The 20,930-nt window shown below is 55.0% G+C and carries 17 protein-coding genes; 6 read left to right on the top strand and 11 right to left on the bottom strand.

Annotation, left to right across the window (positions count from 1 at the left end; genetic code table 11):
* Positions 1-116: 116 nt before the first annotated feature.
* Complete coding sequence (locus tag QN062_RS08885; RefSeq protein WP_369341444.1) at positions 117-1,229, bottom strand: MFS transporter; 1,113 nt, start codon at positions 1,227-1,229, stop codon at positions 117-119.
* 176 nt (positions 1,230-1,405) lie between these two features.
* The gene (locus QN062_RS08880) at positions 1,406-2,062 is read right to left on the bottom strand and encodes a GntR family transcriptional regulator (RefSeq protein WP_369341443.1); all 657 of its coding nucleotides are present in this window, start codon (positions 2,060-2,062) and stop codon (positions 1,406-1,408) included.
* Positions 2,063-2,256: 194 nt separating this feature from the next.
* Here QN062_RS08880 and QN062_RS08875 point away from each other — a divergent pair, with 194 nt between their 5' ends.
* Entirely contained in the window at positions 2,257-3,483 is a 1,227-nt protein-coding gene (locus tag QN062_RS08875) for an MFS transporter (RefSeq protein ID WP_369341442.1), read from the top strand.
* 38 nt (positions 3,484-3,521) lie between these two features.
* Complete coding sequence (locus QN062_RS08870; RefSeq protein WP_369341441.1) at positions 3,522-5,132, top strand: carboxylesterase/lipase family protein; 1,611 nt, start codon at positions 3,522-3,524, stop codon at positions 5,130-5,132.
* 206 nt (positions 5,133-5,338) lie between these two features.
* On the opposite strand, the gene QN062_RS08865 is transcribed toward QN062_RS08870, so the two are convergent.
* Positions 5,339-6,298: a DMT family transporter gene (locus tag QN062_RS08865; protein ID WP_369341440.1), complete on the bottom strand. Its 960-nt coding sequence runs from the start codon at positions 6,296-6,298 to the stop codon at positions 5,339-5,341.
* A gap of 331 nt (positions 6,299-6,629) precedes the next feature.
* On the opposite strand from QN062_RS08865, the gene QN062_RS08860 reads away from it, so the two are divergent.
* Complete coding sequence (locus QN062_RS08860) at positions 6,630-7,316, top strand: hypothetical protein (protein ID WP_369341439.1); 687 nt, start codon at positions 6,630-6,632, stop codon at positions 7,314-7,316.
* Between the two features lie 6 nt (positions 7,317-7,322).
* Here QN062_RS08860 and QN062_RS08855 read toward each other — a convergent pair whose 3' ends face one another.
* The 7 genes from QN062_RS08855 to QN062_RS08825 all read right to left on the bottom strand — a co-directional run bounded on the left by QN062_RS08855 (position 7,323) and on the right by QN062_RS08825 (position 17,951).
* Positions 7,323-8,813: a serine hydrolase gene (locus tag QN062_RS08855; RefSeq protein WP_369341438.1), complete on the bottom strand. Its 1,491-nt coding sequence runs from the start codon at positions 8,811-8,813 to the stop codon at positions 7,323-7,325.
* 181 nt (positions 8,814-8,994) lie between these two features.
* Entirely contained in the window at positions 8,995-12,129 is a 3,135-nt protein-coding gene (locus QN062_RS08850; protein ID WP_369341437.1) for a beta-phosphoglucomutase family hydrolase, read from the bottom strand.
* 81 nt (positions 12,130-12,210) lie between these two features.
* Positions 12,211-13,389 (bottom strand): glycoside hydrolase family 1 protein, encoded by a 1,179-nt coding sequence (locus tag QN062_RS08845; RefSeq protein ID WP_369341436.1) that lies wholly within the window; start codon positions 13,387-13,389, stop codon positions 12,211-12,213.
* 60 nt (positions 13,390-13,449) lie between these two features.
* A complete protein-coding gene (locus QN062_RS08840) occupies positions 13,450-14,322 on the bottom strand; it encodes a carbohydrate ABC transporter permease (RefSeq protein ID WP_369341435.1) in 873 nt (290 codons plus the stop codon).
* A gap of 9 nt (positions 14,323-14,331) precedes the next feature.
* Positions 14,332-15,243 (bottom strand): carbohydrate ABC transporter permease, encoded by a 912-nt coding sequence (locus tag QN062_RS08835; protein WP_369341434.1) that lies wholly within the window; start codon positions 15,241-15,243, stop codon positions 14,332-14,334.
* A gap of 3 nt (positions 15,244-15,246) precedes the next feature.
* Positions 15,247-16,527, bottom strand: a complete 1,281-nt coding sequence (locus tag QN062_RS08830; RefSeq protein ID WP_369341433.1) for an extracellular solute-binding protein — start codon at positions 16,525-16,527, stop codon at positions 15,247-15,249.
* 302 nt (positions 16,528-16,829) lie between these two features.
* Complete coding sequence (locus tag QN062_RS08825; RefSeq protein ID WP_369341432.1) at positions 16,830-17,951, bottom strand: LacI family DNA-binding transcriptional regulator; 1,122 nt, start codon at positions 17,949-17,951, stop codon at positions 16,830-16,832.
* A 299-nt stretch (positions 17,952-18,250) separates the two neighbouring features.
* Between QN062_RS08825 and QN062_RS08820 the strand changes: the two genes are divergently transcribed.
* Positions 18,251-18,886, top strand: coding sequence for a nitroreductase family protein (locus tag QN062_RS08820; RefSeq protein WP_369341431.1), 636 nt, complete (start codon positions 18,251-18,253; stop codon positions 18,884-18,886).
* 387 nt (positions 18,887-19,273) lie between these two features.
* Positions 19,274-19,579, top strand: coding sequence for a hypothetical protein (locus QN062_RS08815; RefSeq protein ID WP_369341430.1), 306 nt, complete (start codon positions 19,274-19,276; stop codon positions 19,577-19,579).
* An 8-nt stretch (positions 19,580-19,587) separates the two neighbouring features.
* On the opposite strand, the gene QN062_RS08810 is transcribed toward QN062_RS08815, so the two are convergent.
* Positions 19,588-20,064, bottom strand: a complete 477-nt coding sequence (locus QN062_RS08810; protein WP_369341429.1) for a Fur family transcriptional regulator — start codon at positions 20,062-20,064, stop codon at positions 19,588-19,590.
* Between the two features lie 92 nt (positions 20,065-20,156).
* Between QN062_RS08810 and QN062_RS08805 the strand changes: the two genes are divergently transcribed.
* A complete protein-coding gene (locus QN062_RS08805) occupies positions 20,157-20,753 on the top strand; it encodes a hypothetical protein (RefSeq protein WP_369341428.1) in 597 nt (198 codons plus the stop codon).
* The last annotated feature ends 177 nt before the right edge of the window (positions 20,754-20,930 follow it).

The raw sequence follows: 20,930 nt of genomic DNA, 5'->3' as shown, positions 1-20,930 counted from the left end.
ATGCTCGATCGTCAGCACGGTAAAAGGTCACCAATTCGATGCTAAAATACAATCCTTGATCTCCTGACCATGACGTATTTTCAACGCTTCTGGCACCCGCAATCACACCCTTCATGTTATTGGTTGTTGGTCATGGTGGTGGTTCTGGCGTTGATGGTCTTCTGCAGGAAGAGCATGGTGACGATGCCCACCACGAGGGCGACGCTCATGATCTGCCACATGGCCTGGTATCCCAGGGTCTGGGCGATGTAGCCGCCGATGATCGGACCGATGATGTTGCCCAGGTCGCTTCCTATGAAGTTGGTGCTGCTGCCGGCGCCGCGCCGCTCCTGGGGCACGAGCTTCATGGCCATGGACTGCAGCACGGGCTGGCATCCCCCGTAGCCGAATGCGAAGAACACCGCCGCCAGGAGGAACATCCACAGCTGCGTGGAGACGCTGATCAGCCAGAAGGAGACGATGAATATGCCGAGCATGGGGACGATGATCGCGTATCCGAACCTGTCCGCGAGCTTTCCCGACAGGGGACGGGTCAGGAACAGGAGCGCCGCGTACACGGAGAAGAAGAAGCTGATGTTGCTGCCCACGCCCTGCTGCTCGGAGTAGATGGCGAGGAAGGGGTTCACCAGCGCGTAGCAGCCCGACAGGAGGATCATCAGGAATGCGGGGATCAGCGCCTCCTTGGCGATGATGTTGTTGAACGTGAGCTTGAACTTCTTCACCACACGCGGGGGAAGCTTGATCTGGGAGGCGGCGAGGATGCCGGCGAACATGACCAGCGCCGCGATGAAGAACACGGGACGGTAGCCGTAGGCCGCCTGCACCTTCAGCGACACCACCGGACCGACCATCTGGGCGATGCCCGCAGCCAGCGCGTAGAACCCCAGACCGGTCCCCATCTTCTCACGCGGCAACGTATCAGCCGCCATGGCGATGAAACATGTAGTCGAGAACGCCTGTCCTGCGCCTTGGAGGAAGCGTGCGGCGAAGAGTTCGGGCACGCTGCCGACGACGCCGTAGAACACCATCGCCACTCCCATGACCGCCATGGCCGCCATCACCACATAGCGACGATCCAGCGCATCGATCGTCGGACCCGAAATACCCTTCAATACGATGGATGACCATGCGAAGGCACCCGATACCATGCCGACTATCGCTGCAGTCGCACCAAGGCTGAAGGTGAATTTGCCAATGATTACATTGCATATCTGCAAGGCAATCGACATCAGAGTGTTGGCTAGGCACACACTGATAAACGACCTATTCCATATGTGCATCTCCCCCACAGCAGATATCGCATCATCAGACTTCACCATTGAAACCTCATCAGTACGGTTTATATTATATATTAAATCATATATTATATGACTCCGACCGAGCAACCATACCCAAACCCAATCCCCTAATCCTTCTGCATATGATGACGGAACGCCAAGGCATTCAGCTTGTGCAGCCTTGCATAGTCTTCGATCTCCACGCTTGAAGCCTGAGACTCGATCAGAGTCAGCAGATGTTCATGCTCCTCAACGGAGCGTGGCTTGCGTTCCATCCGTTCATCCCAGTCGAATTGAACGTTCTTCTTGATAAAGTCCAAGCGCTCGATCTCGCCGCGTATCGCCTCTTTCAACCTATCGAAATTGCAACGGGCGTAAAAAATCTCATGGAACTCACGATTGAGCCTGGTGAATTCTGCATCAAGCCTGACATTCAGATTCTCCAGCATCTTCGAATCAATGCTGTGAAGAGCCTGCATGTCAGCGTCAGTGAGATTAGGTATGGCAAGGATTGTCGCAAGACCTTCCAATCGGGCCAGCAATTCTATTGTCTGACGGTGTGCATTCAATCCCGGCTCCACAACGCGGGCACCGACGTTTGGTGTGACTTCCAGCCAGCCCTCAGCCTGAAGTCTCATGATCGCCTCGCGCCACGGACTGGCGCTGATATCGGAATTCCTCGAAAGATCTGAAATGACGATTCGGTAGCCTGGGACGAATCTGCCGCTTAATATGGCATTCCGAAGTTCCTTGTAAGCACGATTTGCCTTATTCTCGGATACCACTGCAACTCTGCTTGCGTCCATCATCATCCTTCTTTGGCATTGTCACGACAATCTATAGTGTATAGGCTTTGGCCTATTCACCATCATCTTCATCTGTCGCAATAGTCATTTGACTTTCCTGAAACCTTCAACTATTCTTCATATATGAAATCGTATATTATTTCATATATGAACCGATCAAAGGAGATCAGATCATGACAAACGCTGACGGCTCTTCTCCCCAGCCGCGAGAGAAGACTCCTACTATCCAAACTTTTGAACGCATATGGAATAGGTCGTTTATCAGTGTGTGCCTAGCCAACACCTTTGTCTCCATCGCACTGCAAATGTGCAATGTGCTGATAGGCAAATACACCGATTCCCTTGGTGCGACTGCAGCGATAGTCGGCATGGTGTCGGGTGCCTTCGCATGGGCGGCAATAGTGTTCAAGCTATTTTCGGGTCCGACGATCGATGCGCTGGATCGTCGCTATGTGGTGATGGCGGCCATGGCGGTCATGGGAGTGGCGATGGTGTTCTACGGCGTCGTCGGCAGCGTGCCCGAACTCTTCGCCGCACGCTTCCTCCAAGGCGCAGGACAGGCGTTCTCGACTACATGTTTCATCGCCATGGCGGCTGATACGTTGCCGCGTGAGAAGATGGGGACCGGTCTGGGGTTCTACGCGCTGGCTGCGGGCATCGCCCAGATGGTCGGTCCGGTGGTGTCGCTGAAGGTGCAGGCGGCCTACGGCTACCGTCCCGTGTTCTTCATCGCGGCGCTGGTCATGTTCGCCGGCATCCTCGCCGCCTCCCAGATCAAGCTTCCCCCGCGTGTGGTGAAGAAGTTCAAGCTCACGTTCAACAACATCATCGCCAAGGAGGCGCTGATCCCCGCATTCCTGATGATCCTCCTGTCGGGCTGCTACGCGCTGGTGAACCCCTTCCTCGCCATCTACTCCGAGCAGCAGGGCGTGGGCAGCAACATCAGCTTCTTCTTCTCCGTGTACGCGGCGCTCCTGTTCCTGACCCGTCCCCTGTCGGGAAAGCTCGCGGACAGGTTCGGATACGCGATCATCGTCCCCATGCTCGGCATATTCATCGTCTCCTTCTGGCTGATCAGCGTCTCCACGCAGCTGTGGATGTTCCTCCTGGCGGCGGTGTTCTTCGCATTCGGCTACGGGGGATGCCAGCCCGTGCTGCAGTCCATGGCCATGAAGCTCGTGCCCCAGGAGCGGCGCGGCGCCGGCAGCAGCACCAACTTCATAGGAAGCGACCTGGGCAACATCATCGGTCCGATCATCGGCGGCTACATCGCCCAGACCCTGGGATACCAGGCCATGTGGCAGATCATGAGCGTCGCCCTCGTGGTGGGCATCGTCACCATGCTCTTCCTGCAGAAGACCATCAACGCCAGAACCACCACCATGACCAACAACCAATAACACACTCTCAATGACACTCGATCAAAGGCAAACTACACATGTTAGACGAAAATGACAATTTGACAGTCACCACTAATTATGGTCCGCTGCAAGGAATCCATGGCAAGAATCCCAGCATCAGGATTTTCAAAGGCATCCCTTATGCGAAACCGCCCACAGGCAGTCTGCGCTGGAAAGAGCCCCAGAGACCGGAACCATGGAACGACATTCGCAAGGCGTTTGAATTTGGGCCTGTGGGCCCACAACTCAACACACAGGAAATCAGCGCCATGAATCTTCCCATGGATGAAGACTGCCTCTATCTGAACATTTGGGCCGCATCTGGCACACGGCCAAAACCCGTGCTGGTATGGATATATGGGGGCGGATTTCAAGAGGGAACCTCAGCTGATCCGAATTTTGATGGGGAGAGCATGGCCGAGCGGGGAATCATCGTTGTGAATTTCAACTACCGTCTTGGAATTCTTGGATTCCTAGCAACGCAATCTCTCAGTTCCGAATCACCTCATGGCGTCTCTGGCAATTATGGTTTTCTGGATTGTGTCGCAGCTTTGCGATGGGTTCATGAGAATATCGCGGCTTTTGGAGGAGACCCAAGCAATGTGACGATTGCCGGGCAGTCTGCAGGCGCTGGGACTTGCGATTTCCTGGCCATGTCTCCCTTGGCAAAAGGACTCTTTCAGCGAGTCATTGCACAGAGCCATGCCAGATACAGTCGAGACACGGAACTTCGTTACCTATCGACTTCCTATCGGAACATTATCGAGGCCGAAGACGCAGGGGAAAGATTTGTGCGTAGGCTGTGCACCACAGATGAGGCTCCAACTCTCGAAAGGCTGAGGGAAGTGCCGTGGCAAGAGCTGACCGACAGCAAGCTGTATGGAGATATCCAGATCAATACCGGCAGCGACTCGAAACCACCCTTATTCAGACCAGTTGTCGACGGATGGTCCATTCCTCACGGCTTTGAATATACCTATGCCAGCGGTGAACAGAATGACGTCGATTACATCGTCGGAAACAATCTTGACGAAAGCGGCGCAATTCCAACAGAATGCGTAACAGACGCACGCGAGAAGCAGAAAGATGAGAGATGGCGTCCTGGGCGCCCTCCCACCCACGTGACGCTGGAATCGTTTGTCAGAGCGGCAAAGTACAAGTACCGCGATATGGCCGATGAGTTCTTAAGTGTGTATTCCGCTTCAAATGACGACGAGGCGGCTGCAGCAGATAGTCGCGCGGTAAGGGATAACGCAAGAATTTCATCGTTTCTTTGGGCACAGGAATGGAGGAAACATTGCAATAGGCCTGTTCGAACATATTTCTGGACACACAGGACACCAGATGGATCCGGACAACGTCGTGCCTTCCATGGCTCGGAGATCACATACGCATTTGATAATCTGAACAGGTTCAGCCGCAATTGGACAGCTGAGGATGTCAGGGTTTCAAAAATCATATCAGCGTACTGGGTGAACTTCATCGCCACTGGCGACCCGAATGGAGATGGTCTTCCTGAATGGAAGGAATATGATCCAAATGTTCCGAAGGTGATGGATCTCGGATCCGATTTTGTCATGAGAGATATTGCCTCACCCAAGGCATTCTCATTCTGGCAGCGTTTTTTCGCCACACAGCAAGCATGGTAACCCCCACCATCTCAGCAATGAAGCAGAGGTCCGTGGCAGAGGCATGGAATGATATACAGCAACACCTATCGATCCGTGCCTCTCAATGCTGGCTCTCATCCTGTAGCCATGCATGGATTTGCTGCCAGTTGGAGTGCGCATGGGTGAAGGTGCTTGCAAGAACACCATTCCGTAATCCCAACTGTCACCCGCCCGGCAGTGACACCTCAGAACAGCTTGATGAGGATGACTCCACAGATCAGTGCAAGCACACCGAGCAGTTGAACCGGTCGCACCGAGATCCGCCTTGCACCCAGCCAGCCAAAGCTATCGACCACCAGTCCCCCGGAGATCATGCCGAAAAGGACCACCACAACGGTAAGGCCTGTCCCAATCTTTGGAACCATGTATGCATTTCCAAGGACGAAAAGCGAACCGATCACACCGCCAATCCACACCCACCAAGGGTTCTTCCGCGAGAATGCCGGCTTGACATGAATTCCATGCTCATATGCCGCTACGATTATCCATAATGCGACGGTTCCCACCAGGAATGATATGAATGCGGCCTTTTCCGGCGAGGCAAGGACGGTGCCGAGATGACCGTTGATCGCCGTCTGAGCAGCGCTCAGCATCCCCGTGACCACGCCTGCGATCTGCCAGGGCAGAGCCGATGTCGAATTCCGTGGCCTGCGCTCGTCCACGGACGCATGGGACTTCTGGATTTTCAGCTCGCTTCTCGCCGAGTTCGTGAACACCACCAACAGGACGCCAAGCAGGACGACGATGCCACCGATGACTCGAATGACCGTGAGAGGATGACGCTGCGAGTCGAACCAACCAAAGTTGTCGATGAGCATGCTCATCGACAACTGTCCGACGACGGGCATGATCACGGTCTGAGCGGCGCCAAGATGAGGGAAAAGGACGATGTTCCCCGTCAGATACACCACACTGAGAATTCCGCCTATCCAGATCCACCATGGCTGATGCGCGATGGTGGCTTCCGAAATCAGCAATCCCTGCCTGGAAAGTATCAGGATGGCAACAAGGAACAGCGTTCCGACCGAGAATGAGATCATGGAGGACACCAGCGGGGAACGAACAATGCGGCGCAGACGCGAATTGATGGCAGTCTGCAGCGGCAGGCCGAATCCTATGACCAAACCAACAAGCAGCGAAAACATAGCCCTCCCTCGGCAAGGAAGCGCGCTCGCCCATCAGGCAACTGCACTCTTCGAACCGTCCCAGCATGAATGATTCCTATGACACATGAGAGTATATATGTCCCAATGTCACATTCACGTCGATCTTCCCTTTTTCTCCCATAGACGATGCGATGCAGGCGAGCCGGCCGGATGATGCATGGCGGCAAGCCATGGAAGAACCGCACGGCAGGCTTCGGCTATGATTGTCAGGATCCCTAGTCCTGCATCGGCGGAACGCTGTCTTCACTTCTTCCTGCAGGGAAAACATGACATTCGGCAAGAGGATGAGCGAATTGATGGAGCATTATCGATGAAGAGGCAACCTGACGATGAGGATGCGGAATCAGTCCTTCGCAGGCAATCAGGCAGTGGTGACCACAGTGGTGAGCGCAGTGGTGACCGCAACAGTGCGTACAGTGAGGAATCCGCGCGGACATCCACCGCAGACTGCGAATACCCGCATTCCAGTGTGGTGACAGTTCCGAGCAATGCTCGCCGCATCGCAATTCTCGGATACAGTGGCTCGGGAAAATCGACGCTTGCCAGAAGGATCGCCTCTGAACGCTCCTGCCCCGTCCTTCATCTTGACATGGTGCACTGGCTGCCTGGCTGGCAGGAACGCGGCAATCAAGATGCCTCCCGCAAGGTTGAGGACTTCATGGATTCACATTCGACGTGGGTCATCGAGGGCAATTATAGGAATATCGCCTTTGAGAGGAGGATGCGGGAATCCGATTGCATCATCATCCTGAACGTCAACCGCATCACCTGTCTGCGAAGGGTGCTCCGGCGGAGATTGCATTACCGACATACGAACCGTCCCGACATGACGCTTGGATGCAACGACAAGATCGATCTCGAATTCCTTGCATGGCTGCTTTGGAAGGGAAGGTCGGGAAGGCGGGCGAAACTGTATCGGTCACTTGCACACACGTATCCGGACCGATGCATCGTCGTACCAGGACGGATGCAGATTCAGGCTCCCGGCATCCTCTGACTGCGACTATTTGGCAATGGTCGAGTCTATTGACGCAAGCACCTTGGAAGTGAGGGAGGTCACGGAGTCTTCGCTCTGGTTCCTTGTGAGGATTGCGAGCGCGATCGTATGCCCCTTCTCCTTGACGATCATGAAATAGTTGTATGCATTCTTGATTCCCTGACCCCGATGCGCCGCGACCTGCATGCCATCTGGCACTTTCACGCCATCCGCCGTCACATCGTATGTCATAAGGTTCATGCCGCCTGTCTTTTCGGTAGCGACCAGCATCGCCACGGAGTCTGCGGCCGTGGAATAATTTTCCAGTCCCTTGCTCGATGCGGCGACATCACCGAAATTCCTCCCTATCTCCGATGATGGATACCCATTCTGATGAAGCCACTGCGTCACCGCGTCGGCTCCCCCAAGGTCCGCCATGGCAGTGTTGGCGTCATCGTTGCTCATCGTGTTCATCATGATGTCGGACGCGCTTATCGAATCAGGATTCTTGCCCGAGTGCGCATCCAGATAGATGGGAAGGTAGAGGCCCGCTGCAACGAACTTCGTCTTGGAAAGCTTCGATGCATAGGCATCGCTCCCGTTGATGTCCTTACCTGCAACTGCCGCATCCACGTCGGAGAATCCTGCAATGATCCCATTGAGCTTCTTCGCGTTGAACACTGTGTCTGAAGCTTGCGAGGAGTTGGTTTTCGACTGAGAGATCCCGACTGTGGACGACCTGCGTGAGGTGTCGCCACTCAATAACCCATGCTGGGCGATGACGATCAGGATAAGGCAGACGGCAATGACGGCGGCCACCACAATCCCGACGATGGCAAGAAGCCTGTTGCGGTTTGCAGATCCAAGGCCAGCCTGAGGTGTCTGCGTCTCGATGGATTGGATTCCGGTGGGATGCTGGAATCGAGAGAGACCTTGCGCAGGCTCAATGCTGCTATGGGCTTGCGCGGCAGTCGAGGAAGGTGGTTTTCGCGAATCCGGATGTCCGACATCGCTCACCGCACCTTCGGGAGACTCCCCGCGCATCTGACTCGCAGCATTTTGATCGTCCACCTGCCTTGAAGCGTCGGCGTCCTTGGGATGCCCAGGACTTACGAGATCCGCAAGATTCTGGGAGTTCACACCGTATGCTGCATTCGCAAACGCATTGTGCGCTGCGACGCTGCTTGGGTAGGGGGCAGATGGCTTGACCGAAGCCCAAGGTACCGGATGCGACGCTTGCGCCGCATCCACCCCATCCTCTGCCGGTTTCAACGAGGAATGCGCCGCATCCGTCTGTTGACCGAACTCATCGAAATCCTCAAAAGGATTATGCGGCTGAGTGTCCTCGAACTCGTTCAGCCCGGCGATGCCCTGCGGCTGTGGGTCATCGCCATCGCCATCATGATGCTGATGCTTCGAAGAAATCCGAGATCGCTCGGATGAATTCAGCCGACTTCCACAGGATGCGCAGACGGCAGCGCCTTCCTTGTTGTTGAATCCGCACTCGTGACAGACCAATATCTTCCCCCCGCTTGGCTTTCCCTGTGAACCACACTATCAGGGGTCCACATCTTCAGAAGGCACAGCTTCAGAGGGCAGAGCTTCAGAAGGCACAGCTTCAGAAGATGCAGCTTCAGAAGATGCAGGTCCGACACATGGCACCCTCTCGATTCGGAGGGCGCCGATGTGGCCACATGCATCAGCGGTGTGCGAAAACCTCCTGCCGGACTGATTCGCTTCCCTGCTCATGGGCCTCTTCCATCTGATTCCTTCGAAGATCGGCGACGCGAAAATCTTGGTCGCCTTTTACGGTCTTCACATGGATGGAGTCATGATCTATCGTGATCTGAAGCAAGCAGGCATGGACCGTAAGTCTGAATGTCATGCTCTCCCAGTCGTCTGGGAGGTGCGGCCTGAATTCGAGTAGGTTGCCCCGCACGGAAAGCCCCGCGAATCCCTCGATCAGTGAATTCCAGATCCCCCCAGCGCATGCCAGATGGATGCCGTCAGCAGTGTTGGCATGCGTATTGGCCAGATCGACGAACAAGGATTGCCTAAGATATCTCACAGCGGCATCCATATCGCCAATATCGGCTGCCACCGCACTCTGCACGGTCGCAGAGAGCGTGGAATCACCTGCGGTTATCGCGTCATAGTAGCGGAAATCGGCGATTTTCTGCTGCATCGGGAACGAATCCTTCAGCAGATACAAAGCCATCACGACATCTGGCTGCTTGATTATCTGCTTCTTGTAGATTTCAAGAGGATGATAGTGCATCAAGAGGGGCCTTGCCCTGAAATGCGTGGTGTCCCAATGCTCCTTGCGCAAGAAGTCGGTCGCCTGCGGATGAATCCCCAGATTCGAGTCGAAGGGAAGATACATCCGATCCGCATACAGCTGCCAGGTCTGCAATTCGGAATATTCAAGATGCAGGCGATTCCGTATCTCGGCAAACGCATCGGGATTCTTCTCCGCAAGCGACAGGAGCCGCCTGCACGCTGTGCGAAGGTTGAACCGAGCCATCGCATTCGTATAGAAGTTATCATCGACAAGCGCAGAGTATTCATCCGGTCCCGTGACTCGATGAATATGATATTTCCCATCTTCTCCAATGAACCCGATGCTTGCCCACATTCGTGAGGTTTCGACAAGGATGTCAGCCCCCTCCTCTGCCAGGAAGTCCTCGTCTTCGGTCAGGGAGACATAGCGCTCGACCGCGAACGCGATATCCGCATTGATATGGTATTGGGCCGTTCCCGCCGGGTAATACGACGAGGATTCCTCGCCATCGATGGTTCTCCAAGGGAACAGGGCACCATCAAGATTGAGCGCGGCTGCCCTTCTGCGCGCCGCCGGAAGCATGCTGAAGCGATAGTCCAGGATTCGCCTTGCCTTGGCGGGATCCGAGAAGAGAATGAAGGGGAGAATGTAGATTTCCGTGTCCCAGAAGTAATGGCCGCTGTATCCGGTGCCACTGAGCCCCTTCGCGGAAATCCCATTGGGAATGGAGGCACTTGCCTGTGCAAGCTGGAAGAGTTCCCAGCGCAACGCCTGCCGCATGCGTGAATGATCGCCGCGTTTCGTTACGATCTGGATGTCCGATCGCTTCCAGAATCGCGTGAGCCATGCACGCTGCTTACGCAGCACCCGGGAGTCGTCCGCCGATCCATATCGGTCCAGGGTCTTGCGACATGCGGTCACGAGCCTGTCCTCATCCTGACTGGTTCTTGTATGCGCCTCAAGCCCGTCGGTCACACCGATCGGCTCAATCCTGCAATTATGGTAGGCGGCATATCTGAGAACCTCAATCTCGGCCGTGCCATCGAGATAGAACTTCCAGCGTGTCGAATTTGTTCGAGTCCCATTGACGAACTGTCGCAGGCCGACGGCGACCATCAGACGCGAGTGCTGCGTACGATACACGTCTACGATGTCGGAATCCGCAAGCGAAGATCGAGCAGATTTCATGCCCGTGGCATTCGTGCGTCTCGCCTTGGCTTCCTTTCTCGAGATCCTCTCGAGCACTTGCTCCGATCCACGAGCCTTTCGGGGATCGTCGGAGTCCATGTCTGCGTGCAATGCCTGAACATTGAGATGGCCATCGATCTCCAAGGTCGATCCTGAAAGGCCCTCGTCTCTGACCTTCATTGATATCACTGCAAGATTGGGCTCGAACAGGCATGCGGCCCGCTTGATCTCAACCTCCAGCTTCTGCCCATACCCTGGTGAATACCGTTGGACGCACGTTGATATTCCAGTGCGAAAATCAATGGTCTGCCGTGAGTCGACGAGGTATTGTTCGATGGGGCGCGCGTTCAGGCACAGATGGAAATCGGACGCGTCAGGAACCCCCTGGACCGACTGATCCACGCGTGCCAGGCCATAGGCATTCTCGGGATATTGAATCCAGGATGTATCGTGAAAACCACTGAGGAACGTTCCGTTACCCAGGGAGCGTGCGCCTGCACCGACCGCACGCACGCCAATCGTGCCGTTGGAAACCGAAAACAGCGTTGCACTGTCGTCGTTCGGTCTTGATTTCTCTGTGAAGCTCCAATCATTGAGAGGATAGCGATCTTGCGAAAGTGGGTCCGTCTCGGTCTCCGACGAATCCATCCCATCACGTGCCGCACCGTCAAATATTTCAATGAGGTTGGAAACGGTGACGTCAGCTCCTGAGCTCATCAAGGCCCGCCTCCCCGCGCCACGATCAACTCCCACCACCAGACCGAAGTTCCCAGCCCTTGCAGCCTTGACCCCTGACACGGCATCCTCAAAGACTGCGGTTTCATTGATGTCGGCACCCAGCAGCTGAGCGGCGTACAGGAATGTGTCCGGTGCGGGCTTACCGCGAAGACCCTTCTCCTCACGAACGCTTCCATCGACGATCTCGTCGAAATAGCGGATGATTCCTGCCTGGGCGAGAACGGAACGGGCATTCTTGGAGCTTGAAACCACTGCAAGCCTGGCACCTTGCGCAATGTAATGCCGCAGCACATCGACGGTGTCTTCATAGGGTTCAATGCCATGCACGGAAAGCAATCGTTCGAAGATGCCGTTCTTTCGCGTGCCCAGACCGTTGATGGTCAAGGAATCCATGGCATCGCTTTCGCCGCCACCGTCAAGGGAGATGCCTCGGCTTTCCAAGACCGCACGCACACCGGCATTCCTTGGCTTGCCATCAACGTATCGATAATAATCCTCATCCGTATATGCTGTGACGTCATCTGGCAGGAATGAATCGAAGAGTTCCTTCCATGCCTCCATGTGCAAGATGGTGGTTGGGACAAGCACTCCATCAAGATCGAACAGCACGGCCTGCAACTTCTGCATGTTTACCTTTCCACGACGATATGGGATTCCATATGCGAGACACCATTGAGCGCACATATGGAATCAGAATCGCGACGATGCTTAAATTTCCACTCTTCCGGACTTCGCTATCGCGCCAAGCCACGAAAGCGACGGCTTGGGCTGGCGTGCAAACGTCATTGGGTCGACTGCCACCAGTCCGAATGTCGGACTGTACGAGCCCCATTCATAATTGTCGAGCAGAGACCAGTGAAGATAGCCAAGCACGGAGATTCCGTCCCTCATAGCCTCTCGGAGACCTTTCAACGCTTCCGTTGTGTAATCGATGCGCCTGGAGTCGTCATCGGTGGCGATGCCGTTCTCCGTGACGAAGAGCGGGGTGTGCCCTGAAACCTCCCAACCGTGGCGCACGGCTATTCCCAATGCCTCAGGGAAGTATTCCCATCCTGTGAGCGTCTTCTCGACGCCATCGGCAACCGGAAGCGGGCCATCCTTGCCGATGTAGGTTCTCAAGTATGCCTGAACGCCTATGTAGTCGTCTCCCTGAGATGCCTGCCAGAACAGGTCCTCACGAGGATACTGGTATTCCAGCATCTCTCGCTCGCACCCAGGCATTGCGTGGAATGCCTGGGCGGCAATGGACCATCCTGATTTGAGGCCGTCAATCGAGGAGAGCAGTTCACGCGCAGCCCGATGGGCGCGAATCAGCGCCTCGGAAATGACGGGGTCGGGTTGGGGCAGGGCTGATGCGGTCATGTTCGACCCTTCCGCCCCTCCGTGGGTCAGCGAGACCATATTGGGCTCGTTGATCGTGCATACCCAATGGATGCCGTGCAGAATTGGCAGAACCTTGGACACATACCGCGAAAAATACTTCGTCGATTCTGGGCTGCGCCACCCGCCCTTGGCAGCGAACCACCTCGGCAGAGTGAGATGGTTGAGCGTCACCATCGGCTCGATGCCTTGTCTGAGGCACTCGTCGATCATTGCACGGTAATGGAGGAGCTGCGCCCGAGACCAGAAGTCCTCTTCAGGTTCGATCCGAGCCCATTCAATGGAGAAGCGATACACTTTCAATCCGGACTTCGCCAATATGGCGATGTCTTCGGCGAAACGAGTATAGCTGTCGCATGCATCGCCCGAAGGTTCCTTGAGACCGTTGTGAGGCGAATGCTCTCGGACCCACCAGTCGCTGTTTACGTTGTTTCCCTCGATCTGGTGGGCGGCGGTTGCCGCTCCCCAAAGAAAGTCCTGCGGGAAGGATATGGATGCAGTTGACACTGTTGCTCCTTGAATGTTCTTGTTGTATGGATGGTGGTGTTGTGACCCGTGGATTGACGCCTATTTGATTCCCGTCATCGCAACACCTTGGATGAAGTACCGCTGCAGGAATACGAACAGCAGCAGGATCGGCGCGATGACGAGCACCGCTCCGGCAAGCAGAAGGCTGTAGTTCGTTGCATTCTGACCGGTGGAATAGAGAGACAGGGCAACGGGCAGCGTATACATGTTGTCGGTCTGGGATGCGACGAGAGGCCACAGGAAGTTGTTCCATGAACTCAGGAACGTCAGAATGCTCAGCGTTGCCAGAGGCGGCCCGCATTGCGGAAGAATGATTTTCCAGAATATCCTGATCTCACCTGCGCCATCCACCCTTGCCGCTTCCATCAGCGCGTCAGGAATTCCCGATATGAACTGTCGCATGAGGAATACGCCTATCGGCTGAGTCAGGAACGGAAGTATCAGCGCAAAATAGGTATTCACCAGTCTCAGGTTCGAGATGATGACGAACATCGGCACAAAGGTTGCGACTGTCGGAACCATGAGCGTAACCATGACGGCGCCGAACAGTATCTTCTTCCCTGCGAAATCGATCTTTGCCAGAGCGTAGCCGACCATGGAGCAGAACACCATGTTTCCCAGCACCGTGAAGATCGCCACGATCAGCGAATTCATGAAATAATTGCCGAAATGCAACTCATAGAACCATTTGGTGAAATTGCTGAAAATGACATGCTTGGGAAAGACCGTAGGCGGAATTGCAAGAATCTCGGATTGGTCCTTCAACGATCCCATCAGCATCCAGAAAAATGGGAACACCCAAATTGCTGCGATCAAAGCAATCACTATGTAGGTGATGCCCCGCGCCTTGATGAATCTTCTCCAAAGGCCCCTTGCGTTTGACTTGCTGGCTTTCGTGTTTTGAGCAATCATGTTCTGCACCTACTCATCCGTCTTGAGAATCTTGAATTGCAGCACGCTTATCAGCGCGATGATGATGAAGAGCACCCAGCTTGCCGCCGAAGCGATGCCGTATTGGCCGTAGCCAAACTTCTGGTATATGTAATAGGCGACCGACATGGTTGAATTCAGAGGTCCGCCTTGCGTCATGACGAATGATTCCTCAAAGAATTGCAGATACGCCACGCTGAGCAGCACTGCACCGAGCAGCAGAGTCGGCTTGAGCAGTGGCAGAACGATGCTGCGGAAGGTTCTCCATCTGCTGGCTCCATCGATGGCGGCAGCCTCTTCCAATTCTTCCGGTATCGTCTGAAGCCCTGCCAGGAAGATGATCATCAGCGTGCCCATGTTACGCCAGGTGGTCATTACAATCAGCGATGGCAGCGCCGTGCTCGTGCTGTGCAGCCAATCGACTTGAACGCCGAACACCCCCAACAGCTCATTGAGCAAGCCATTTTTCTGGAGGATATAACGCCAGACCACCGATATCGCAACGATACTGGCCACGACCGGCGCATAGAGCAGGGCTCTGAACAAGGAGTTCAGATGCTGTGACCCCTTGTTCAGAGCGACTGCGGACATCAGCGCCAAGGCCATGGTCAGTGGCAGACCGACCACCACGAATATCGCCGTCACGGTAAGCGAGTGGACGAACTGCGGGTCGCTGAACAGCGCCACATATTGCTGCAGACCGACGAAGTTCACATTGAAGGGCGTTCGCAGGTCGCTGCCCGTGATATCGGTGAACGACATCGATATGGATGTGATGAGCGGAATCAGCATGAACACGGAAAAAACGAGTACGAACGGCAATGAGAATCCCCACGCTATCAAGGTTCTTCTCCTGCGTACCTGTCTATACCCCTGTGATGCATTCTCATTGATGTTTTTCATCGACTATTCTCCAGTGCCAATCGATTCGGCCTGCTTCTGCAACTGCTCCATGCCTTGACTGACGCTGAGCGTTCCCTTGTTCATCTGTTCGACGATCTGATCGGCAGCGCCGGTCACCTGCGCCCAGGTCGTGACCGCGGGCGGTGCCATCGTGCTTTTCAGTTGCTCGCCGAATGCTGAAAGCTTGTCGTCACCGCTGAGAGCAGATTCCTTCCATGCGGAACTGCTCGCAGGCAGATCGGAGGTCAGCTGATACCACTGCGCCTGTATCTTCGGCTGGCTGGCCCACTTCACGAACTTCCATGCCGCCTGCTTGTTCTTTGAATCCTTGAATACAACGAAGTCCGCACCACCGACGAAGGCCGTCGAGGTCTTGGCGGTCGGAAGAACGGCCGTCGCGTACTTTGATGCGATGTTCTTGTCAAGATCGCTCAGCTGGCTTATCGTCGTGGGACCGGCAATCATCATCGCCGTCTTGCCCGAGGCAAAGTTCGCGATCGAAGCTCCGGAACTGACATCGGCGTTCGCATCGGCGATTCCATCCTTGAACAGCGATGTGGTAAGTTCGAATCCCTTCTTTACCTGAGCGCTGTCAAAGTTCCACTTTCCGTCCTTGAGCAGTATTCCACCCGACGAATACACGGAATCGAGGTTGCCCAGGAAGCAGTCTGTTCCTGATGGCGCTATGTAGAAGCCGTAATCGACTCCTTCGACCTTCTGCATTGCCGCGGCCATGCTCTTCAATTCGGTCCATGTCTTGGGAGCCCTGTTCCAACCTGCCTTCTCGGCAATGTCCTTGCGATAGAAGAGCACGTGTGTGTCAACATACCATGGGACTCCAAGCTGCTTCCCCTTGACCTGCCCTGCCTTGAGCGGACCATCGGAGAAATCGCTCAGACCGAGGTTGCTGGGAACCTCCGAGAACGACCCAGCGAAATCGGCCATCCATGTAGTGCCCATCTGAGCGACGTCAGGGGCGTTGCCGGCTGCAATCGCAGTCTGCAGCTTGTCGTGTGCGGAAGACCAAGGTATTGCGGTGACCTTGACGGTAACGTCAGGGTTTTCCTTTTCAAAGCCGCTCACGAAACTCGAGAGCTTGTCCCCCTCGTTCCCCATGGCCCATATCGTCACCGTTCCTGTGGCAGGCTTGCTGTCAATCGTCGAAGATGCGCCACCCTCGGTTCCGCCAGACTCGGTCGTTCTTCCACAACCGGCTATTGCCAGCAAAGTCGCGGACGCGATAACGAGCGCCACCGACTTTCTCATCATGAGATGGGTTTTCATAGTGTTCCTCCTTGAACAGTTAGAAATCTATGCGCTTAGATTTCATAAAAAGAATAAATCGGATAGCTCCGGTTGTCAAGTCGGCGAATGCTATCGGACTTTGCAGCTACAGGCGATCGAGATCCTTCGCCTACCCCCCCTGCAAGCACTATTGCAGGTCTTGCGGCAATCGCAGGATATGGTGTCGAGACAGCGCGCAGCAAGAATCGAATCATGCCTTCGGGAGACCTATGCAGCGCAAATGCGGCACGGCACACGGTATATGGCCCGGAACAGCCACGGTGCCGGCCGCAAGACAGGGATCAGGCCACGGTCGAGGATCGCTCTCCCCCGTTCAGGCCACAGCCACAACTCTGTCTCAACATCAGTTTCACCGGGAGAATGTGCAATTCCGGCGATTGCAGCGGCCTTCCATCATTGCGGAGCAGCAATTTCACCCCAAGTCTGCCCATCTCCTCCATGGACTGACGCACGGTCGTCAATTGCGGCGAGGCAAGGCGTCCTGCCAGAATGCCATCGAATCCTGTTACGGCAACATCATCTGGAACGCGAATGCCCAACCCACGCAGTTTCGAGAGCACGCTCAATGCAAGCTGATCCGTGCCACAGACGAAGGCGTCAGGCAGAGCCTCCGTCGTCACCGAAGAGACGAACGCATCCATCTCATTGGGAGTGGCCTCAATGAGACGCCCCTGCTCTTCGGCACCGATAAGTCCGATTTTTTGTTGGTACGCCAGATACTCATGAAAACGCGTAGTCAGATCGTCTGAATCCAATCTGCCCACGAATGCCAGTCTTCGAAGTCCGTGAGCATTCACAAGATGGTCGATTATCAGGCGCATGCCCGAGGCGTTGTCCGACATGATGGAAGCCACCGGCTGCGACTGAAGGCCACGGCTGTACACCACAATCGGCATCCTCTTGCTAAGTCTTCTCAACATCATGGAATCATTGAAATCCCGAGGAAACAGTGCCAGGCCATCAACTCGGCCAGCAATCGAGGTCACCGATTCCTCGCCACTCATCGTCGACGACCCCAGCAGCAGAGTCTTGCCTTGATGCCAGCTCTCGAGCTCGAAGCCTCGCTGAATCTCATCGACATACAGGGGGTATGCGCGCTCATCGAGTTCACAGTCTTCACGATCTTGAACCTCGTCCTGCTGAGCCGCAGTCGATTCCGAGCCTTCGGCCCTTTCAATGATGAAATCGAACGAATACAGCCCCAATGCCCCGGTCTTACCCTTTGCAAGACCGCGTGCGCTTGCGCTGGGAACGTATCCCAGCGTCTTGATGGAGCGTTCAACGCGTTGACGTGTTTTTTCACGGACCTTCTCAGGATGATGAATGGTGAAGGAGACCGTGGCTATGGACACGTCGGCATCTTTGGCAACGTCGTATACGGTCACTCCCTTGTCAGCTGCCATGTTTCCTCGGATTCAATGTAATCGTCATCTACGAAAAGTGTAAAGCAATTGTAAATCTGCGGGCAATTCGCATCGTACTTTGACACGCCTCCCCCCAATCGTCCCTCTCACCGCTCGACTCTCTCGTGCAAGGCCTGCCGCTCCCACAGTTCGCGCCGGCATATGTTAAGCCTGCGGAAAAGCGTTGTTCCCTCGGGCTCGAGTCCAATACAGTGTTGACACATGACGTGCCGACACATGAGGATCCAACACATGACGATCCGACACATCGACCACCACAGCGACAAGGAAGCATCTCGATGACAGAATTAGCGACTAACGACTTCACTGAAATACTCGAAGGTCGACGTTCCATACGGGCATATGATCCCCAGGTAAAGATACCGCGCGAGGAGATGCTCGCCATGCTCGACGAGGCGGCAAAGGCGCCTTCATCGGTAAACATGCAGCCTTGGAGATTCCTTATCGTAGAAAGCGAGGAGGGAAAGGCGACGCTGAATCCACTCATACGTTTCAACAAGAGGCAGAACAGAACGTCGTCCGCCATGATCGTCGTATTCGGCGACATGCTCTGCTATGAGCGCGCCGAGGAGATATACGGCAAGGCCGCGAACGGCGGAATCATGCCCAAGCTCATGTCCAAGGCAAAGCTCTCTGCGATAGTTCCGACATACAAGAGGTTCAGCAGAAGCAAGATGAACGATGTCGTGAAGATAGACTCCAGTCTGTTTGCGATGCAATTCATGCTTGTCGCAAGATCGCATGGTTACGATACGAACCCAATGGGAGGTTTCGAAGAGGATCGGGTCGCAGCCGCGTTTGGCCTTGATGCCGAGCGCTACGTTCCCGTCATGATCATATCGATCGGCAAAGCGACCGCCGAGGGACATCAGTCGGTCCGCCTTCCTGCCAAGGACCTGTCGTGGTGGAGATAATGGTGCATGAGTGCGGCACCATGGCCGGCGGTCATCACAGACAGGCAGCACAGACAGGCAGCACAGACAGGCAGCACAGACAAGCAGCACAGACAAGCAGCACAGACAAGCAGCACAGACAAGCATCGACGCGCGTCGCGAATGCCCGTTCCGAATCGGCCAACCAATGGCCAACCAATGGCCAACCAATGGCCTGTGACCGCACTCTGCATTCCATTCCTTGCATTCCATTCCTTGCGCTCCATGCAGCGCAGGTCATGTCTGTCTGATCGCGTACGCGGTTCCCATTACATATTTCGCACGTCGTCATAAGCCAACACTCATGGAAGCGTTGCACAATGGAGGCATTGATGCAACAGTGCATACGTGCATGTGGGGGTAAATGATATGGATACCGTGTTTGCGAATATCGGGCAATGGTTCTGGACATTGATAGGCGACACCTATGCAAGTCTGGCATCACTGACCATCACGGCGCTGCTTGGCCTTTTGGCCGTCTCCTGGATCGTTGCAATCGTCTTTCGCGTTTTTGCCCGGGGCTCCGGCAACGTCATGCGTATGGTATCGGCCATCCTTGTCGCCATCGCAAGCCTGCTCTCGGTCATCGTGGTTGTGGGCATCGTCGCCAATCTGACTTCCGGAGCAGCCAACGACTTCACAGCGTTTACCGGATCGCTGACCGATTCCCTTTGAGCTCTGGCTCAGTCTTCTACTTTGGCATCTGCCTTCGAGGAGCATTCCCTGCACAGCCCGTGCAGCAGCAGGTCTCCTGAATCCACGCTGAAACCCTCCGATGCCGCGGACCGTATGTCTTGTTGCGTCACTGGCGGAATGTCCAGATCGAATATGCGACCGCACCTGTTGCATTTCATATGTGCATGCGGATGGCTCCAACCCGTGTCATAGAGCATCTCACCGTCGTTGATCGCCATCTTGTGTATGACACCCAACTGTGTGAACAGCTCCAATGTCGAATACACGGTCGGCAGTGAAATCCCCGGAAACACGTCCTCAAGCTCCTGCTGTATCTGCTGGGCGCTGACGTGCTGCGCCGTCGCCGTGATGATCCGGAAAATAAGCTTGCGCTGTGGCGTGATTCGAAGACCCTTCTCGTGAAGGACCTCATCAAGATTCGCCTGAACGGTGCGTTGCTCTGTCGATGCCTGCATGAAGCCCATGTTAGACGCCTTTCGCCACTATTTCAAAGGAATTGTTCTCTTAATTTGCATTTTATTAGAAATGAATTAAAATAACGAGCGGAGGTTTTGATATGACTCATTCAGATATTCTCGATTCTGACATGGCTTGTTCGGATCTGGCCGATTCGAACACGACAGCCGCACAATCGCCGACGGGCTCGTCCGCCGCCAATTTCGCCAAGAGATTTTTTTCATACGATCATAGTGACGGCTCATTCGTACTGAAATACGTTCAGCCGGGCCTCGTAGGTCTGATCGATGGCACCGTCAGCACGCTTGCCCCAGTTTTCGCATCGGCGATCTTCTCCGGGCCGCACGCAGCATTCATAGTAGGCATGGCGACCGCACTCGGAGCGGGAGTCAGCATGGGATGGTCGGAAGCCCTATCGGACAACGGCGAGAAGACCGGCAGAGGTTCGTCGATCGTTCGCGGCGCCATAACCGGTGCGGCGACTACGATCGGAGGGACTTTCCATACGCTGCCCTTCCTGATTCCCAACCTGCACCTGTCATTGCTGGTCGCATTCATAGTCGTTGCAATCGAACTGGTGGTAATCGCCTGGGTGAGAAACAAGTTCCTGCACGTTCCGATGAAGAACTCGCTTCTTGTAGTAACCCTTGGAGGTCTGATCGTTCTCGCCATAGGAGTCGCGTTGGGCGCAAGCTGATTCCAAGGCGCCTGCCTTCGCTCACCCTTGAACATGCCGGACATGGCAAAGGCAACGCCTTTGAGCGAATCAGACAATCTGGCGGAAGCCCTGTTACCAGACGTCTCTCGTCGCTCCCATTATTCCTTCGATGGCGAATGCGCCATCGAAGCTCCATCGTATCGACCGAATCGTGGA

Origin of the sequence: Bifidobacterium sp. WK012_4_13 (genome assembly GCF_041080835.1) — a bacterium.
GTDB classification, from domain to species: Bacteria; Actinomycetota; Actinomycetes; order Actinomycetales; family Bifidobacteriaceae; genus Bombiscardovia; species Bombiscardovia fermentum.
This window is presented reverse-complemented; position numbering and strand designations above follow the sequence as displayed.

Bases quoted from the DNA above. Each gene is read 5' to 3' on its own strand.
- QN062_RS08870 (WP_369341441.1), top strand. From the start codon at position 3,522: ATGTTAGACGAAAATGACAATTTGACAGTCACCACTAATTATGGTCCG.
- QN062_RS08805 (WP_369341428.1), top strand. From the start codon at position 20,157: ATGACTCATTCAGATATTCTCGATTCTGACATGGCTTGTTCGGATCTG.
- QN062_RS08840 (WP_369341435.1), bottom strand. From the start codon at position 14,322: ATGATTGCTCAAAACACGAAAGCCAGCAAGTCAAACGCAAGGGGCCTT.
- QN062_RS08810 (WP_369341429.1), bottom strand. From the start codon at position 20,064: ATGGGCTTCATGCAGGCATCGACAGAGCAACGCACCGTTCAGGCGAAT.
- QN062_RS08835 (WP_369341434.1), bottom strand. From the start codon at position 15,243: ATGAAAAACATCAATGAGAATGCATCACAGGGGTATAGACAGGTACGC.
- QN062_RS08865 (WP_369341440.1), bottom strand. From the start codon at position 6,298: ATGTTTTCGCTGCTTGTTGGTTTGGTCATAGGATTCGGCCTGCCGCTG.
- QN062_RS08830 (WP_369341433.1), bottom strand. From the start codon at position 16,527: ATGAAAACCCATCTCATGATGAGAAAGTCGGTGGCGCTCGTTATCGCG.
- QN062_RS08820 (WP_369341431.1), top strand. From the start codon at position 18,251: ATGACAGAATTAGCGACTAACGACTTCACTGAAATACTCGAAGGTCGA.
- QN062_RS08825 (WP_369341432.1), bottom strand. From the start codon at position 17,951: ATGGCAGCTGACAAGGGAGTGACCGTATACGACGTTGCCAAAGATGCC.
- QN062_RS08875 (WP_369341442.1), top strand. From the start codon at position 2,257: ATGACAAACGCTGACGGCTCTTCTCCCCAGCCGCGAGAGAAGACTCCT.
- QN062_RS08885 (WP_369341444.1), bottom strand. From the start codon at position 1,229: ATGTCGATTGCCTTGCAGATATGCAATGTAATCATTGGCAAATTCACC.
- QN062_RS08815 (WP_369341430.1), top strand. From the start codon at position 19,274: ATGGATACCGTGTTTGCGAATATCGGGCAATGGTTCTGGACATTGATA.
- QN062_RS08860 (WP_369341439.1), top strand. From the start codon at position 6,630: ATGAAGAGGCAACCTGACGATGAGGATGCGGAATCAGTCCTTCGCAGG.
- QN062_RS08850 (WP_369341437.1), bottom strand. From the start codon at position 12,129: ATGCAGAAGTTGCAGGCCGTGCTGTTCGATCTTGATGGAGTGCTTGTC.